The sequence below is a fragment of the Lentzea sp. genome (assembly GCF_036380075.1).
GTDB lineage: Bacteria > Actinomycetota > Actinomycetes > Mycobacteriales > Pseudonocardiaceae > Lentzea.
In genome coordinates this window covers 1-15,774 of record NZ_DASVFL010000037.1, presented here as the reverse complement: position 1 = coordinate 15,774, position 15,774 = coordinate 1, and the positions used below count along the sequence as shown (strand labels likewise).

Annotated in this window: 17 protein-coding genes and 1 pseudogene; 10 read left to right on the top strand and 8 right to left on the bottom strand. The window is 69.0% G+C overall.

Annotated elements, in window-relative coordinates; genetic code table 11:
• Positions 1-12: 12 nt before the first annotated feature.
• Both VF330_RS42040 and arfB read left to right on the top strand, forming a co-directional pair.
• Positions 13-420 (top strand): annotated as a pseudogene (locus VF330_RS42040) (SigE family RNA polymerase sigma factor); the annotation flags it as partial.
• Positions 421-1,104: 684 nt separating this feature from the next.
• Entirely contained in the window at positions 1,105-1,533 is a 429-nt protein-coding gene (gene arfB / locus VF330_RS04645; protein ID WP_330850225.1) for an alternative ribosome rescue aminoacyl-tRNA hydrolase ArfB, read from the top strand.
• On the opposite strand, the gene VF330_RS04640 is transcribed toward arfB, so the two are convergent.
• Both VF330_RS04640 and VF330_RS04635 read right to left on the bottom strand, forming a co-directional pair.
• Positions 1,516-2,187: a response regulator gene (locus VF330_RS04640; RefSeq protein WP_330850224.1), complete on the bottom strand. Its 672-nt coding sequence runs from the start codon at positions 2,185-2,187 to the stop codon at positions 1,516-1,518. The genes arfB and VF330_RS04640 overlap by 18 nt on opposite strands.
• Positions 2,184-3,716, bottom strand: a complete 1,533-nt coding sequence (locus tag VF330_RS04635) for a sensor histidine kinase (RefSeq protein WP_330850223.1) — start codon at positions 3,714-3,716, stop codon at positions 2,184-2,186. Before VF330_RS04635 ends, VF330_RS04640 begins: the two co-directional genes overlap by 4 nt.
• 143 nt (positions 3,717-3,859) lie before the next feature.
• On the opposite strand from VF330_RS04635, the gene VF330_RS04630 reads away from it, so the two are divergent.
• From VF330_RS04630 to VF330_RS04620, 3 genes are read left to right on the top strand one after another with little or no spacing between them, the layout of a single operon-like run.
• Positions 3,860-4,828, top strand: a complete 969-nt coding sequence (locus VF330_RS04630) for a Bug family tripartite tricarboxylate transporter substrate binding protein (RefSeq protein WP_330850251.1) — start codon at positions 3,860-3,862, stop codon at positions 4,826-4,828.
• Positions 4,825-5,343 (top strand): tripartite tricarboxylate transporter TctB family protein, encoded by a 519-nt coding sequence (locus tag VF330_RS04625; protein ID WP_330850222.1) that lies wholly within the window; start codon positions 4,825-4,827, stop codon positions 5,341-5,343. The genes VF330_RS04630 and VF330_RS04625 overlap by 4 nt, the downstream gene beginning before the upstream one ends.
• A complete protein-coding gene (locus tag VF330_RS04620; protein WP_330850221.1) occupies positions 5,344-6,858 on the top strand; it encodes a tripartite tricarboxylate transporter permease in 1,515 nt (504 codons plus the stop codon).
• A gap of 54 nt (positions 6,859-6,912) precedes the next feature.
• On the opposite strand, the gene VF330_RS04615 is transcribed toward VF330_RS04620, so the two are convergent.
• From VF330_RS04615 to VF330_RS04590, 6 genes are all read right to left on the bottom strand, one after another.
• Positions 6,913-7,143, bottom strand: a complete 231-nt coding sequence (locus VF330_RS04615; protein ID WP_330850220.1) for a hypothetical protein — start codon at positions 7,141-7,143, stop codon at positions 6,913-6,915.
• Between the two features lie 90 nt (positions 7,144-7,233).
• Positions 7,234-7,416, bottom strand: coding sequence for a hypothetical protein (locus VF330_RS04610; protein ID WP_330850219.1), 183 nt, complete (start codon positions 7,414-7,416; stop codon positions 7,234-7,236).
• Complete coding sequence (locus VF330_RS04605) at positions 7,413-7,580, bottom strand: hypothetical protein (protein ID WP_330850218.1); 168 nt, start codon at positions 7,578-7,580, stop codon at positions 7,413-7,415. Before VF330_RS04605 ends, VF330_RS04610 begins: the two co-directional genes overlap by 4 nt.
• A gap of 540 nt (positions 7,581-8,120) precedes the next feature.
• Positions 8,121-8,414: a hypothetical protein gene (locus tag VF330_RS04600; RefSeq protein WP_330850217.1), complete on the bottom strand. Its 294-nt coding sequence runs from the start codon at positions 8,412-8,414 to the stop codon at positions 8,121-8,123.
• 253 nt (positions 8,415-8,667) lie between these two features.
• Positions 8,668-10,161: a CoA-acylating methylmalonate-semialdehyde dehydrogenase gene (locus VF330_RS04595; protein WP_330850216.1), complete on the bottom strand. Its 1,494-nt coding sequence runs from the start codon at positions 10,159-10,161 to the stop codon at positions 8,668-8,670.
• Positions 10,158-11,159 (bottom strand): LacI family DNA-binding transcriptional regulator, encoded by a 1,002-nt coding sequence (locus VF330_RS04590; protein WP_330850215.1) that lies wholly within the window; start codon positions 11,157-11,159, stop codon positions 10,158-10,160. The genes VF330_RS04595 and VF330_RS04590 overlap by 4 nt, the downstream gene beginning before the upstream one ends.
• Before the next feature lie 133 nt (positions 11,160-11,292).
• Between VF330_RS04590 and VF330_RS04585 the strand changes: the two genes are divergently transcribed.
• The 5 genes from VF330_RS04585 to VF330_RS04565 form a co-directional block, all read left to right on the top strand.
• Entirely contained in the window at positions 11,293-12,288 is a 996-nt protein-coding gene (locus VF330_RS04585; protein ID WP_330850214.1) for a Gfo/Idh/MocA family protein, read from the top strand.
• A 3-nt stretch (positions 12,289-12,291) separates the two neighbouring features.
• Positions 12,292-13,152, top strand: a complete 861-nt coding sequence (locus VF330_RS04580) for a TIM barrel protein (protein WP_330850213.1) — start codon at positions 12,292-12,294, stop codon at positions 13,150-13,152.
• A gap of 14 nt (positions 13,153-13,166) precedes the next feature.
• Positions 13,167-14,153: a sugar ABC transporter substrate-binding protein gene (locus tag VF330_RS04575; protein ID WP_330850212.1), complete on the top strand. Its 987-nt coding sequence runs from the start codon at positions 13,167-13,169 to the stop codon at positions 14,151-14,153.
• Between the two features lie 14 nt (positions 14,154-14,167).
• Positions 14,168-15,217: an ABC transporter permease gene (locus VF330_RS04570; RefSeq protein WP_330850211.1), complete on the top strand. Its 1,050-nt coding sequence runs from the start codon at positions 14,168-14,170 to the stop codon at positions 15,215-15,217.
• On the top strand, positions 15,214-15,774 hold a 561-nt coding region (locus tag VF330_RS04565), incomplete at its 3' end, for an ATP-binding cassette domain-containing protein (RefSeq protein WP_330850210.1). The genes VF330_RS04570 and VF330_RS04565, both read left to right, overlap by 4 nt.

The following is a 15,774-nucleotide window of genomic DNA, read 5'->3' as shown; positions in this document are numbered from 1 at the left end:
CGCGCTCTGCTGATGCGCCGCACGGCGTTCCTGCTGTGCGGCGACTGGCACCGCGCCGAGGACATCGTCCAGACCGCGCTGATCAAGCTGTACGTGGCGTGGTCGCGCGTGCGCAAGGACAGCCTGGACGCCTATGCGCGCAAGGTGCTGGTGCGCACCGCCATCGACGAGACCCGGCGCGGGTTCTTCCAGCGCGAACGCACGGTCGACGCCGTGCCCGAGCACGCGGTCGCGGACACGTCCGCCGACCTCGACCTGCGGGAGGCGCTCGACGCGTTGCCACCGGGGCAACGCGCGGTCGTCGTGCTGCGGTACTGGGAGGACCTGAGCATTACCGAGACCGCCCGCGTCCTCGGCAGGACGGAGGGCACGGTGAAGAGCCAGGCAGCCAAGGGGCTGGCCGCGTTGCGCGACCTGCTGGTGGACGAGCCGGCGTCGCGCATCCACACCTCCGAGGTGATCCGCAAGGGGAAGACGAAGCTGGTCCGCCGGCGTGCCGCGATCGCGGGCGCGCTGGCGTTCGTGCTGCTGGCCGGGTTCGGCACGGTCGCGGTGCTGCCGAGCCGGACCTCCGAGAAGGCCACGTCCGCCGACCTCGGCGGCACGCGAGCCGACCGCGATGCCGAGCTGACCCGCGTCCTGCGCGACGCGGACGTCGTTCCGCCGGGGGTGGCGGTGCAGGACGTGGGTGAGGCCAGAGCGCTCACGTTCTACTCGAAGGACCAGTACCGGTACGCGGTGGCGAAGCTGACCGATGCGAGGGGCAGCGGCGGGCTGACGATCATCCTGTCCGGTCCCGACGCGGGCCAGACCAGGTGCGGCATGGTGCAGCCGGACCGCGACTGCCGCACCGAGGTCGTGGGCACCACCCAGGTGGTGACGTACCTGGACCGCAGGGACGACGGTGCCCGGCTCTGGGTGTTGTCCGCGATCCGGCCCGACGGCACGGTCGTCCGGATTCAGAGCGACCCGTTCGGCGCCTTCCGCGACGACCCCTCGGTACCGGACGTCAGCGCTCCGGTCGCACGGCCGGAACCGGTTCTCGGCAGGGATGCGCTGATAAAGATCGCGACACTTCCGGGTCTGACCTTCTAACCTGAACGCATGAACGACGTGACCGTGACTCGGACGCTGGTGATCCCGGCGTCCGAGTTGCGCGAACGTTTTTCCAGGTCAGGCGGGCCGGGCGGGCAGGGGGTGAACACGGCGGACAGCCGTGTCGAGCTCTCGTTCGACCTGGCTTCCTCACCGTCGGTCCCCGAGCACCTCAAGGCGCGGATGCTCGACCGGTTGCGGGGCAGGCTCGTCGACGGCGTCCTCACGATCGCCGCGTCCGAGCACCGCGCGCAGCTGCAGAACCGCGCCGCCGCGAGGGAACGGCTCGCCGCGGTCCTCAGGAGTGCCGCCGCGCCGCCGCCTCCGGTGCGCAGGGCGACCAAGCCCACCAAGGGGTCGCAGGAACGGCGCATCGCCTCGAAGAAGCGCCGTGCCGACACCAAGCGCGGCCGCGGCCGGTCAGGCTCCTGGGACTAACGCGTAGATCCGTTCGGGGCGACCGGTTCCGCCGTACCGCAACCGGACCTCCGCGCGTCCGGTCGACACGAAGTGCTCCAGGTACCGCCGCGCGCTCACGCGGGCGACGCCCATCTCCGACGCGCACTCCGACGCCGACAGCCCGTCCGGGTGCGAGCGCAGCGCGGTCTCCACGAGCCGGGCGGTCTCCGGTGTCAGACCCTTGGGCAGCAACGGTTTCGAGGTGGGGCGCGCACCGAAGACCTGGTCCACGTCCGCCTGCCCGGCCGACGCCAGTCCGTGCAGCTTCTCCCGCAGCGACGCGAAGTGCGCCAGCTGGTCGCGCAGGGCCGAGTAGTCGAACGGCTTGATCAGGTAGTGCAGCACGCCGCCGCGCATCGCACCCCGCACGGTGCCGACGTCGGTCGCCGCGGTGATCACGATGACGTCCACGTCCTCGTTGGCGCGCAACGACTTCAGCACTTCCAGTCCACTTTGGTCGGGAAGGTAGACGTCGAGCAGCACGAGGTCCGGTTTCAGCGACGCGACCAGCCGCAGCGCGTCGCCGCCGGTGTGCGCGACGCCGACGACCTCGAACCCGTCGGTGCGCGCGACGTAGCCGCTGTGGACCTTGGCCACCATGAAGTCGTCGTCGACGACGAGCACCCGGATCACCAGGGCAGCCTTGCCGTGAAGACCGACCCCGACACGGTCACCGAGCCACCGCGCCGCAGGCACGCCCGTCTGATCAGCGCGAGCCCGATGCCGCGTTCGCCGTGCGAGGCCGCCTTGGTCGTGAACCCGTGCCGGAACACCTCCTCGGCGAGCTCCGGCGCCACCCCGGGACCGGAGTCGCGCACCACCACCTGGACCTCGTCGTCCGCCTGCACCACACCCACCTCGATCCACCTACCCGCTCCGCCGGACAATCCCAGCGCGTCCAGCGCGTTGTCGACCAGGTTCCCCAGCACCATCACCAGATCCGCCGACAACGCGTCGTCGACGCGGCCCAGCACGCTGTCGGGCGCCATCCGCAGCTCCGTGCCGCGCTCGGCCGCGAGCGACGCCTTCGCGATCAGCAGCGCGGCCACGGCGGGGTCGCCGATCGACGAGCTGACCTCGCCGCGCCACTGGTCCTGCGCCGTGCTGATCCGGTGAACGTAGTGGGTGACCTCGTCGTACTCCTTCAGCGCGATCAGCCCGGCGATCGTGTGCAGCCGGTTCGCGAACTCGTGGGCCTGCGCGCGGAGCGTGTCCGTCGCGTGCTGGGAGGCGTCGAGCTCGTGCCGCAGCTCGAGCAGCTCCGTGCGGTCCCGCAGCGTCACGACCGCGCCCTCGCCGCCGTCGATCGGCATGCGGTTCAACGTCAGCACGACGCCCTGCCGCAGCACCAGCTGGTCGACGCCGGTCGCGCGGCCGGTCAGCACGTCGCGCAGCCGGTCGTTGAGCTCCAGCTCCTCGACGGACCGGCCGACCGCGTCCTCCGGCAGCACCAGCAGGTCGCTCGCGTGGTCGTTGACCAGCGTGATCCGGTTCTGGCCGTCGAGGCCGACGACGCCCTCGCGGATGCCGTGCAGCAGCGCCTCGCGGTTCTCGACCAGCGCGGTGATCTCGTGCGGCTCCAGCCCGAGCGTCTGGTTCTTCACGCGCCTGGCCAGCAGCAACGACCCGGTGACGCCGATCAGCAGCGCGATCGCCAGGTAGCGCAGCACGTCGACGGGCTGCTCCAGCGCGCCGGCGAAGATGCCGGGGTTCTCCGCCCCCGCGATCACCATGCCGTTCACGCGGCGGCTGACCGGGTCGAACACCGGCACGTGCGCCTCGATCGAGTCGCGGACCGTGCCCGTCCACGACCGGCCTTCGAGCGCGGTCGTCCTGGTGTCCAGTGTGGACCCGATCTGGTCCGGGTACGGCGAGGCGATCACGAGCCGCTTGGCGTCGAGGATCAGCACGTAGGACGCGCCGGACAGGCTGCGGGCGGTCTCGGCGGGCGCCGACAGCAGCCGCCAGTTGCCCATCTGCTCCCCGACCAGCGGGTTCGCCGCGACCGTCTCGGCCACGGACAGCATCCGGCGTTCCTCGTCCGAGCGGAAGTTGCTGCCCGTCTGGACGACCGTCAGCGCGCCGACCGCGCCCAGCAGCAGCGTGACGACTACGAGTTGCCAGGCGAGGAGCTGACTGGCCAGGGAACGGCGGCGGCGCACGTGACCTCCCCACGGGTGGAGCTGTGACCAGAAAGACCGAAAGAAACCTTGAGAGCGCAAGAGCGACATCAAGGTTTACACGAGTGCAACATGTCCAACCACGCGGACGAGAGGCGGGGATCACAGTGTCGGTGAAGGTGTGGGTGTCGGTGGCGACGGCGTTGCTCGCCGTCCTGCTGGTGCCGCCGCTGCTGTCACCGGGTGCGGACAGCGGTGAAGGCGGCCAGGTGCGGTCGCTGCGCGTGCTGGTGCCGAACTCGCCCGGCGGCGGGTACGACATCACCGCCCGCACGGCGGCGAAGGCCATGGAGGACGCCGACCTGCTGCGCAACGCCGAGGTGTTCAACCTGCCCGGCGCCGGCGGCACGGTCGGGCTCGGGCGCACGGTCGGCGAGCGCGGCAACGGCAAGCTGATCATGTCGATGGGCCTGGGCGTCGTCGGCGCGGTGTACACGAACAAGTCGCCGAACTCGCTGCTCGACACCACCCCGATCGCGAAGCTGATCGAGGAACCGGACATCGTCGTGGTCGCGAAGGACTCGCCGTACACGTCGATGCAGCAGCTGGTCGACGCGTGGAAGGCCAGCCCCGGCACCGTGACCGTCGGCGGCGGTTCGGCTCCCGGCGGCCCCGACCACCTGGCGCCGATGCTGATCGCCAAGGCGGTGGGCCTGCCGCCGAAGACCGTCAACTACATCCCGTTCGACGGCGGTGGCGAGCTGCTGGCGTCCGTGCTCGGCGGCAAGGTCGCGTTCGGCGTCTCCGGCGTCGGCGAGTACCGCGACCAGATCCAGGCCGGCACGCTGCGGGTCCTGGCGGTGACGAGCAAGGACCGTCTCCAGGGGATCGACGCCCCGACGCTGCGGCAGTCCGGTGTGGACGTCGAGTTCACCAACTGGCGCGGCATCGTCGCGCCGCCGGACATCTCGCCCACCGACCGCGCCAAGCTCGTCGAGGTGTTCACGCGGCTGCAGAAGACGCCGCAGTGGGGAGAAGCGTTGCAGCGCAACGGCTGGACCGACGCGTTCGCCCCGGGAGACGAGTTCGGGGCGTTCCTGGACAACGAGAACAAGCGGGTGGCAACGGTGCTGAAGGACTTGGGGCTCGCATGACGACCGTGACGAAGACGGAGGCCCGCGGCTGGCTCCGCGAACGCTCCGAGCTGGGCATCTGCGTCCTGCTCGTGGTGCTCGGCGTGCTGGTGCTGACCGACGCGCTGCGCATCCCCACCGACTTCGCGCAGCGCGGTCCCGTGGGCCCGAAGGCCGTGCCGGTCCTGGTCGGCTCGCTGCTGCTGGTCGTCGCCGTGCTGCTGGCCCGCGACGTGCTGCGCGGCGGCAAGGGCGAGGCGGAAGCCGGCGAGGACGTCGACCTGTCCGCCCCCGCCGACTGGCGCACGGTCCTGCTGCTGTGCGGAGCGTTCCTCGCGAACGCGGCGCTGATCGGCGTGGTCGGGTTCCCGATCTCCGGCGCCATCCTGTTCTGGGGCGCGGCCTACGCGCTCGGCAGCCGCAACCTGGTCCGCGACCCGCTGATCGCGGCCGGCCTGTCGATCTTCACGTTCGTCGTGTTCAACAACCTGCTCGGCGTCCCCCTCCCCGGTGGCCCGTTGATGGAGGTGTTCTAGGTGGACCAGCTCCTCGACGGCTTCGCCACCGCGCTGACGCCGACGCACCTCCTGCTCGCCGCGGTCGGCGTGCTGCTCGGCACCGCGATCGGCGTCCTGCCGGGCATCGGCCCGGCCATGGCGGTGGCGCTGCTGCTGCCCGTCACCTACGGCATGGAGCCGACCGGCGCGTTCATCATGTTCGCGGGCATCTACTACGGCGGCATGTTCGGCGGCTCGACCACGTCGATCCTGCTGAACACACCGGGTGAGAGCGCCGCGGTCGTGGCCGCGTTCGAAGGCAACCCGATGGCCCGCAAGGGACGTGGCGCGCAAGCGCTTGCCGCTGCCGCCATCGGCCACTTCACCGGCGGCATCATCGGCACGATCCTGATCGTCCTGCTGGCCCCGTTCGTCGCGAAGCACGCCGTCGACATCGGCGCGCCGGACCTGTTCGCGATCATGGTGCTGGCGTTCATCGCGGTCACGTCCGTCCTGGGCGCGTCCCGGATCCGCGGCCTGGCGTCGTTGCTCATCGGCCTGACCCTCGGCCTGGTCGGCCTCGACGAGATGACCGGTCAGCAGCGCCTGACGTTCGGCTCGCTGCACCTGGCCGACGGCATCGACGTGATCGTCGTGGCGGTCGCCCTGTTCGCGGTCGGCGAGGCCCTCTGGGTCGCCGCCCACCTGCGCCGCAAGCCGTTCACGCCCATCCCGGTGGGCCGCCCGTGGCTGTCGCGGGCGGACCTGAAGCGCACCTGGAAGCCGTGGCTGCGCGGCCCGGTGATCGGCTTCCCGTTCGGCGCGATCCCGGCCGGCGGCGCGGAGATCCCGACCTTCCTGTCGTACGTGACGGAGAAGCGGCTCTCCAAGCACAAGGACGAGTTCGGCAAGGGCGCCATCGAAGGCGTCGCGGGCCCGGAGTCCACGGCGTCGGCCTCCGCCGCCGGCACCCTGGTCACGATGCTGACCCTGGGCCTGCCGACCACCGCGGTCGCGGCCGTGATGCTCGCGGCGTTCCAGACCTACGGCATCCAGCCGGGCCCGCTGCTGTTCCAGCGCGAAGCCGGTCTGGTGTGGGCGCTGATCGCGTCGCTGTTCATCGGCCTGACCCTGCTGCTGGTGCTGAACCTGCCCCTGGCCCCGCTGTGGGCGAAGCTGCTGCGCATCCCGCGCCCGTACCTGTACGCGGGCATCCTCTTCTTCGCCTCGGTCGGCGCCTACGCGGTGAACGCGGACATCTTCGACCTGCTGCTGATGTTCGTGATCGGCCTGCTGGGCTTCGGCATGCGCCGCTACGGCCTGCCGGTGCTCCCGGCGATCATCGGCGTGATCCTCGGCCCGGCCGCGGAACAGCAGATGCGCCGGTCGCTGCAGCTGTCCGACGGGTCGCTGACCGGCCTGGTGAACAGCCCGATGGCGGTCATCGTCTACGTCGTGATCCTGCTGATCCTGTTCTTCCCGCTGATCAGGCGGTTCCTGCCGAAGCCGCCCGCCGCTCCCGCGGAGCCGGAACGCGAGAAGGTCGACGCCTGACCGCGTTCGCACGGAGAAAGCCCCCGCTCTCCCGGCGGGGGCTTTCTCCTCGTCTCACCGCAACTTGGTCCACAGCTCCATCACTCGAGACACCTGCGGCTCGGACAGGCCGCACGTGACGGTGAACAGACGCACTTGCTCTGGCTTGGTCGGCAGCGTCCCCCTGTTCAGCATCGAGTAAGCCTGACTGCGGCCCAACTTGCTGCCTGCTCGATCTGCGATCTTCGCAGGCGACAGACCGGAGCGGACCTGGATTTTCTTCAGCAGAGCGAGGAACTCGGCCACTGTCGAAGCACGAAGCTCCTCCAGTGATGTGGGAGTTATCGGATGACTCTCGTGACTCCGAGGCGAATCACGCCTCCACATAGCCTCCTGCTAGGCCTGGCGCAGCGATCGCTTCACAATTGGATCGATCGTCATCTCGAACATCGCGACTGCGTAGTCCGGCCACGGAGCAGGGCCGTTCTGGTCGAGCAGCTTCATGAAGTGGCCGGCTGGGCGATGCTCTGCCACGGCAGATCGGAGCAACCTGTGAAACCGCTCGAGTTCCGGGGTCATCGCTCCTCCTGCGGCAACGCCGGCCTGAGCCCGACGATGCGGGCCCGGCCCAAGGTCGTCGTAATCGCCATGACCGCACCGGCCGTCGCGACCGACATGGTGGGTGTGTATCCCTGAGTCAGCATCCAACCGGTGAAGCCGAAAGCGATGAGCGTGAGTGCCACGACAACACCGTTGAGCTGGGCGGAGGGTCTGTGTTGGTGAGGGCGCCTGCTGGGAGCGAGAGGCATGAGTTTCTCCTGACTTCGGCTGCCCGGCGTGCGGAGACCGCACGCCGGGTGGACCAGCTCATTTCGGGGTACAGCGAACAACCGGAGCGCGGGATGCGGTCTGGCGGTACTTGGCGATACCGTTGACCTCGCGCAGTGCGGTCCGGCAATACTTGCATCCTGTCGAAGGATCACTCAACGGCTGAGGCGTCCCACTTTTTCCACGTCGTGTGGACAGGAAGTCCAACTCAGTCCAACGGCGTCCAACTGGCCAGAATTTGTCAACTTCTCGTGCAGGTGCGAAAGGCTGAGCAGATCGAGGCCGTTCCAATGAGTCCAAAAGGGATCCAAACCCTGGCATCGAGCTGCCTGCGGTATTAGGCTTGTGTGAGACCGGATTATCAGGTCGTGAAAGCCCTGGCATGGCTATGGACCAGCTGAGCTGCGGGGTACGGCCTCCTGTTGGCGCAGGAGGCCGTCACGCGCTCCAGCGGATCAGCTGAACAGCAGTCTCTGCCACTCCTTGACCCAATCCGCGATCGCCTCTGCGGACACGTCGCAAGCCATCAGGAACGCTCGCAATTGCACCTCGTGCTTGGGCAGCTGTTCAGTGCACAGCCTTTGTGCCGTGCTGCTCGACACTCGATAGCGATGATCTGTCTTGAGCTCGATTTGGCTGTACGACAGCCCACTCGCCTTGCGAAGCTTGCTCAGGGCGGCGATGAACTCGGCTTTGCAGGTTGCGCGACGTGCCATCTCGAGTGGACTGGTGTCCTCGTGGAGCGGCATCCTGATGCGTCCTCCTGCGGCCTACTCCTCTTCGTGGCGAGCGAGTGGCGCTCGTGAGAAAGAGGTGTGCGGGTTCGAATGGAGATACTACAGCGGGTATCTGCATGCGTGGAGGGATTCTTTTCGTGCAAGATTCCATGATCAAGTTTGAATGGAATTTCATTACGGCAATCGTGTGAATTAGTCCGTATCGAATGGAAAAGGCCGCCTCGCTCGCGCAATGCGAACAAGACGGCCAATGGGCCGAACAGGGTCAGCCGTGGGTCGGGAAGCCCAGGTTCACGCCGTGCTGCTGCGGCCACCTCGCCGTGATCGCCTTCGCCCGCGTGTAGAACCGCACCCCCTCGGCCCCGTGCACGTGCGTGTCCCCGAACAGCGAGTCCTTCCACCCGCCGAACGAGTAGTAGGCCATCGGCACGGGGATCGGCACGTTGATACCGACCATCCCGACGTGCACACGCCGTTGGAACTCGCGCGCCGCAAGCCCGTCACCGGTGTAGATCGCCGTGCCGTTGCCGTACTGGTTGGCGTTGACCAGTTCCAGCGCTTCCTCGAACGTCTCGACGCGCACCACCGACAGCACCGGCCCGAAGATCTCGTCGGTGTAGATGGTCATGTCCGTGGAGACGTGGTCGAACAACGTCGGCGCGAGCCAGAACCCGCCCGGCGCGTCGGAAGGCGCGTATCCGCGGCCGTCGACCACCAGCGACGCGCCGGCGGCCTCACCGGCGTCCACATAGGACCGGACGCGATCCCGGTGCACGCCGGTGACCAGCGGGCCCATCTGCGCGTCGGGGTGAGTCCCTGGCAGCACGGACGCGTGCAGCGCGCGGGTTCGCGAGGCGATCTTCTCGACCAACGAGTCTCCGGTCTCGCCGACCGCCACGACCACCGAGATGGCCATGCACCGCTCGCCCGCGGAGCCGTAGCCGGCGGAGACGGCGGCGTCCGCTGCCACGTCGAGGTCGGCGTCCGGCAGCACGACCATGTGGTTCTTGGCGCCGCCGAGGGCCTGGACGCGCTTGCCGGCCGCCGTGCCGCGGGAGTAGACGTGCCGGGCGATCGGGGTCGAGCCGACGAACGACGCCGCGGCCACGTCCGGGTGGTCCAGCAGCGCGTTGACGGCGAAGGCGTCGCCCTGCAGGACGTTCAGCACGCCGTCGGGCAGGCCCGCCTCCTGGAACAGCTCGGCCAGCCGGAGCGAAGCCGACGGGTCGCGCTCGGATGGCTTGAGCACGAACGTGTTCCCGCACGCGATGGCGACGGGGAACATCCACATCGGCACCATCACGGGGAAGTTGAACGGCGTGATGCCCGCGACCACGCCCAGCGGCTGCCGCAGCGAGTACGCGTCGACGCCGCGCGAGACCTGCTCGGAGTGCTCGCCCTTCAGCAGCTGCGGGATGCCGCACGCGAACTCGACGACCTCCAGGCCGCGCTGCACCTCGCCGGCGGCGTCGGACAGCACCTTGCCGTGCTCGGACGTGATGATCGCGGCCAGCTCGTCACGCGCCTCGGACAGCAGGTGGCGGTAGTGGAACAGGATCCGCGAGCGCGTGGCCAGCGACGACTCCGACCACGACTGCGCCGCCTTCAGCGACGACGAGACGGCGAGGTCGACGTCGGCCTGTTCGGCCAGCACGACCTGCGCGGCCACCGAGCCCGAGGCGGGGTCGAAGACGTCGGAAGTCCGGGACGACACCCCGGTGGTGCGGGCGCCGTCGATCCAGTGGGGGATGGTGCTCAACGCGGTCCTCCTGGGGAAGCTGTCGTGGTCCGGACAACGAGCGAGGGGGTGAGGAGATGGCGCACCGGCTCGGTGCGGTCGTCCCGCACCCGTTGCAGCAGCGCGGAGGCAGCCAGCCGGCCGAACTCGGCACGGGGCTGGTCGATCGTGGTCAGCGAGACGTGCCGCAACGCCGCCAGCGACGTGTTGTCGTACCCGACGACGGACACGTCGGCGGGCACCCGCAGCCCGGCGTCCTCCAACGCGGAGATGGCGCCGACGGCGTTGAAGTCGTTGCAGGACAGGATGGCCGTGGGCAACGAGCCGTCGGCGATCAACCCGCGGATCGCCCGCGCCCCGGCCGCGTCGGTGTACTCGGAGGAGACGACCTGCGGCACCAGCCCGTGCGCCTCCATCGCGGCGACGTACCCGCGCCGACGAGGTCCGGCCTGCGTTCCCTCGCCGCCGTCCAGGTGGGCGATCCGCTGGTGTCCCAACGAAACCAGGTGGTCGACGGCGAGCCGAGCGCCGACCTCGCCGTCGTCGTTCACGGTGTCCACAGTGGACAGTCGGGACGACCGGGCGACCAGTACGACGGGAAGTTGTTCGGCGGCCTTGGAGATGGCCGTCGCCGGCACGACGGGCGACAGCAGGACCAAGCCCGCGGGACGGAAGGACAGCAAGGACTCCAGGGCGCGGCGTTCGCGGGCGGGCGAGCGGCCGCCGGTGTTGATGATGATGTCGAACCCCTGCTCGCGCGCCACCTCGTCGATGCCGTCCACGACCTCCGCGAAGAACGCGTTGTGCAGGTCGGACACCATCACGCCGAGCACGGTCGACGTGCGCGAGGCCAGCGAACGCGCCATCGCGTGCGGCGAGTAGCCCAGCTCCTCCGCCGCCTTCAGCACCGCGGTGCGTCGCATGTCGCTCACCTTGGGCGAGCCGCGCATCACCAGTGAGACCAGTGCGCGGGAGACGCCCGCCCGCAGAGCGACGTCTTCCATCGTCGGCCTGACCACCGGTAACACCTCCCCTCACGTCACGGGCAGGAAACGCACCCTTGACACCCGTGTGACGCAAGCTACAGCATTAGAGCGCTCCAACCAATAGAGCGCTCTAACGGATCCAACCGATGAACAGGGGAAACCTGCGATGCGGATCGGAGTAGCGGGTGTCGGCAGGATCGGCACCATGCATGCGACCAACCTCGCCGCACTGGATCGCGTCGACGAGGTGCTCCTCTTCGACCCGGTGCCCGGTCGCGCCGCGCAGGCCTCGGCGGAGCTCGCCGGGACCAAGGCCGTGGACGACCTCGACACGTTGCTGGGCAACGTCGACGGCGTCCTGCTGGCGACCCCGACGGACACCCACCCGGAGATGCTGCGCGCCGCCATCGGCCGGGGCGTCCCCACGCTGTGCGAGAAGCCGATCGCGAGCGACGTCGACGAGATGGCCGCGCTGATCGCGGACGTCGAGAAGTCCGGCGTCGAGGTGCTGGTGGGCTTCCAGCGCCGTTTCGACCCGGCGATCTACGAGCTGCACCGCCGCATCCGCGCGGGCGAGGTCGGCGACATCTACCTGGTCAGGGCCGTCGGCAACGACGCGAACCCACCGGACTTCTCCTACCTGCCGAGCTCCGGCGGCATCTTCCGCGACCTGCTGATCCACGACCTGGACGCGGTGCCGTGGCTGGTCGGCGAGCCGGTCGTCGAGGTCTACGCGAGCGGGTCCGTGCTGGTGCACCAGGCCTTCGCGGACGCCGACGACGTCGACAACGCCGTCGTGCTGCTGAAGTTCGCGGGCGGCGCGCACGCCACGCTGGCCGGCGGCCGCCACGACCCGGTCGGCTACGACCACCGCATCGAGGTCATGGGCAGCAAGGACTCGCTGGTCGCCGGCGTCGACCCGCGCACCCCGCTCAACTCGCTGGAACCGGGCGGTCATGTGGCGGGCGCCGACGCCTATCCCGGCTTCCCTGAGCGCTTCCACCGCGCGTACGTGAACGAGATGAACCTGTTCACGCAGGTCATCAAGGGAGAGGTCGCGAATCCGTCGCCGGCGCGAGAGAGTTTGATCAGCCTCCGCCTGGCCGTCGCGTGTGAGCAGTCGCGTCGCAGTGGCGCGCCGGTGAAGATCGAGGGGAACTGAGGGATGGCGAAGATCGCGGGAGCACCCATCTCCTGGGGTGTGTGCGAGGTGCCCGGCTGGGGCAACGTGCTGCCGTCGGACACCGTGCTGAGCCAGATGCACGAGCTCGGCCTCACCGCCACCGAGCTCGGCCCGCCGGACTACCTGCCGGCCGATCCCGAGCAGCTGAAGACCCTTCTGAGCAGCCACGACCTGACGCTGGTCGGCGGCTTCCTGGCGGTCACGCTGCACACTGACGTCCAGTCCACCCTGGACGAGGCCGACCGCGTCGCCGCCATCCTGAAGGCCGGCGGTGCCGAGGTCCTGGTGCTCGCCGCGGCCACCGGCCTCGACGGCTACGACGAGACCCCGAAGCTCAGCGACGACGAGTGGACCACCCTCGTCGGCACCTGCGCGAAGATCCGCGACATCGCCGCAGGACACGGCCTCACGACCGTGCTGCACCCGCACGTGGGCACCCACGTCGAGCGGGAGGCGGAGGTCGAGCGGTTCCTCGCGGACTCCGATCTCCAGCTCTGCCTGGACACCGGCCACCTCCTCATCGGTGGCGCGGACCCGGTCGAGCTGGCGCGCCGCTACCCGGACCGGATCGGTCACGTGCACCTCAAGGACGTGCGTGGCGAGATCGCGGCGAAGGTGCGCAGCGGCGAGCTCAGTTACACCGATGCCGTGGAACAGGGCATCTACGTGCCGCTCGGGGACGGCGACGTGGACGTGGAAGCACTGGTGGAGCTCGTCCAAGAGGCGGGCTACACCGGTTGGTTCGTGCTTGAGCAGGACACGCAGCTCAAGGATGGAAGTCCCGTGGACAAGCCACTTCAGGACACCGCGCGCAGTCTTGCGCACCTCAGCAAGATCCTCTGAAGGGACTGGAGACGATGAAGTCTCGTCTGGTACTCCGTGCGGGCGTCGCGCTCGCCGGTGTCGCTCTGCTCGCCGCTTGTAGCGGTCCCACCGGCACTCAGTCGCAGAACACGGGCAACAACAGCGCGCCGGCCGCCTCCGGTGACCTCAAGGTCGCGGTCATCACGCACGGCACCGCGGGCGACGCGTTCTGGAGCGTGGTGAAGGTCGGCGCGGAGGACGCGGGCAAGCAGCTCGGCGTCGGCGTCACCTACAACTCCGACGGAGACCCCGGCGCCCAGGCCAAGCTGATCGACAACGCCGTGTCGCAGAAGGTCGGCGGCATCGTCGTGTCGATGGCCAACCCCGACGCGCTGAAGACCTCCATCGAGAACGCGGTGAAGGCCGGCATCCCGGTCATCACGATCAACTCCGGCAGTGCGAAGAGCGCCGAGTTCGGTGCCATGGCGCACGTCGGCCAGGAGGAGTCCATCGCCGGTGAGGAAGCCGGCAAGAAGCTCAAGGCCGCCGGCAAGACCAAGCTGCTCTGCGTCATCCACGAGGCCGGCAACTCGGGCCTCAACCAGCGCTGCGACGGCGCACGCAGTGGCTTCGGCGGCGCTGTGGAGAACCTCCAGGTCGACATCTCCAACCCGACCGACATCGAGGCCCGCATCAAGGCCAAGCTCCAGTCCGACACGGCCGTCGACGGCGTGCTGGCGCTGAACCCGCAGGTCGCCGTCAACGCGGCTTCGGCGATCAAGGGCGCGAGCTCCAAGGCGCAGGTCGCGACGTTCGACCTCAACGCCGACGTGGTCAACTCGATCAAGTCCGGTGAGGTGCTGTTCGCCGTCGACCAGCAGCAGTACCAGCAGGGCTACCTGCCGGTCGTGATGCTGAAGCTGTTCAAGGACAACGCCAACACGCTCGGCGGTGGCAAGCCCGTCCTCACCGGTCCCGGCTTCGTCGACAAGTCCAACGTGGACAAGGTCGCGGAGTACGCCAAGAACGGCAAGAGGTAAGGGGAAGCGGGGAGATGACCGTGACGGCCACAGCGCCACCGGCTGCCGACGAACGGCTGGGCAAGCCGAAGCCGATGGACCAGCTGATCAAGCGCCCCGAGATCGGCGCGATGCTCGGCGCACTGCTGGTGTTCCTGTTCTTCTCGGTGGTCACCGAGCAGTTCCTGAGCCTCGGCGGCGCGGCCACCTGGCTGGACGACGCCTCCATGCTCGGCATCATGGCGGTCGCCGTGGCGCTGCTCATGATCGGCGGTGAGTTCGACCTGTCCGCCGGTGTCATGACCGCCTCGACCGCGCTCGTCACGGCTCTCCTCGCCACCCGGCTCGGACTCAACGTCTGGCTGTCGCTGCTGGTGTCGCTCGCCTTCGCGTTGGCGGTGGGCGCGCTGAACGGCTGGCTCGTGATGCGCACGGGCCTGCCGAGCTTCATCGTGACGCTGGGCAGCTTCCTCGCGTTGCAGGGCCTCAACCTGGGCGTCACGCGCCTGGTGACGGGCAGCGTGCAGGTGTCGGGCATGCGGGAGACCGCCGGCTACGAGTCGGCGGGGTTCCTGTTCGCCTCGACGTTCCAGCTCGGCGGCACCAGCTTCTACGTGTCGATCATCTGGTGGGTCCTGTTCACCGTCGTCGCGTCGACCGTGCTGATGCGCACCCGGTTCGGCAACTGGATCTTCGCGATCGGTGGCGCCGCGCAGAACTCGCGCGCGGTCGGCGTCCCCGTCGTGCGGTCGAAGATCCTGCTGTTCATGACCACGGCGTTCGCCGCGTGGCTCGTCGGGTCGATCAACATCCTGCGGTACGCGAGCGTGCAGGCGAACCAGGGCATCGGCCTCGAGTTCCAGTACATCATCGCGGCGGTGATCGGCGGCTGCCTGCTCACCGGCGGCTTCGGCTCCGCGGTGGGCGCGGCGATCGGCGCGCTGATCTTCGGCATGGCGCGTCAGGGCATCGTCTACGCGGGCTGGAACAGCGACTGGTTCCAGCTGTTCCTCGGCGTGATGCTGCTGGCTGCGGTGCTGGTGAACAACATGCTGCGGCGCCGGGCGGAAAGGGTGAAGCGATGACCTCGCTGATCGAAGTCGAGAACATCGGCAAGACCTACGGCAGCGTCATCGCCTTGAGCGACGTGTCGACCGTCGTCAACGCCGGCGAGGTCACCTGCGTGCTCGGCGACAACGGCGCCGGCAAGTCCACGCTGATCAAGATCCTGGCGGGCGTCCACCAGCACGACCAAGGCACGTTCAAGGTCGAGGGCGAGGAGATCAAGTTCTCCTCGCCGCGCGAGGCGCTCGACCGCGGCATCGCGACCGTGTACCAGGACCTCGCCGTCGTGCCGCTGATGTCGGTGTGGCGCAACTTCTTCCTCGGCTCGGAACCGACGACTCGCTTCGGCTTCCTGGACCGGAAGAAGGGCAAGGAGATCACCAAGAAGGCGTTGTCCGACATGGGCATCGACCTCCGCGACGTAGAGCAGCCCGTAGGCACGCTGTCCGGCGGCGAACGGCAGTGCGTCGCCATCGCCCGCGCCGTGCACTTCGGCGCCAAGGTGCTGATCCTCGACGAACCGACCGCCGCGCTCGGCGTGAAGCAGGCAGGAGTGGTGCTGAAGTACGTGGCCCAG

Excerpts from the sequence above, each read along its gene's own strand:
- arfB (WP_330850225.1), top strand. The coding sequence starts at position 1,105 with ATGAACGACGTGACCGTGACTCGGACGCTGGTGATCCCGGCGTCCGAG.
- VF330_RS04625 (WP_330850222.1), top strand. The coding sequence starts at position 4,825 with ATGACGACCGTGACGAAGACGGAGGCCCGCGGCTGGCTCCGCGAACGC.
- VF330_RS04610 (WP_330850219.1), bottom strand. The coding sequence starts at position 7,416 with ATGACCCCGGAACTCGAGCGGTTTCACAGGTTGCTCCGATCTGCCGTG.
- VF330_RS04600 (WP_330850217.1), bottom strand. The coding sequence starts at position 8,414 with ATGCCGCTCCACGAGGACACCAGTCCACTCGAGATGGCACGTCGCGCA.
- VF330_RS04585 (WP_330850214.1), top strand. The coding sequence starts at position 11,293 with ATGCGGATCGGAGTAGCGGGTGTCGGCAGGATCGGCACCATGCATGCG.
- VF330_RS04580 (WP_330850213.1), top strand. The coding sequence starts at position 12,292 with ATGGCGAAGATCGCGGGAGCACCCATCTCCTGGGGTGTGTGCGAGGTG.
- VF330_RS04575 (WP_330850212.1), top strand. The coding sequence starts at position 13,167 with ATGAAGTCTCGTCTGGTACTCCGTGCGGGCGTCGCGCTCGCCGGTGTC.
- VF330_RS04570 (WP_330850211.1), top strand. The coding sequence starts at position 14,168 with ATGACCGTGACGGCCACAGCGCCACCGGCTGCCGACGAACGGCTGGGC.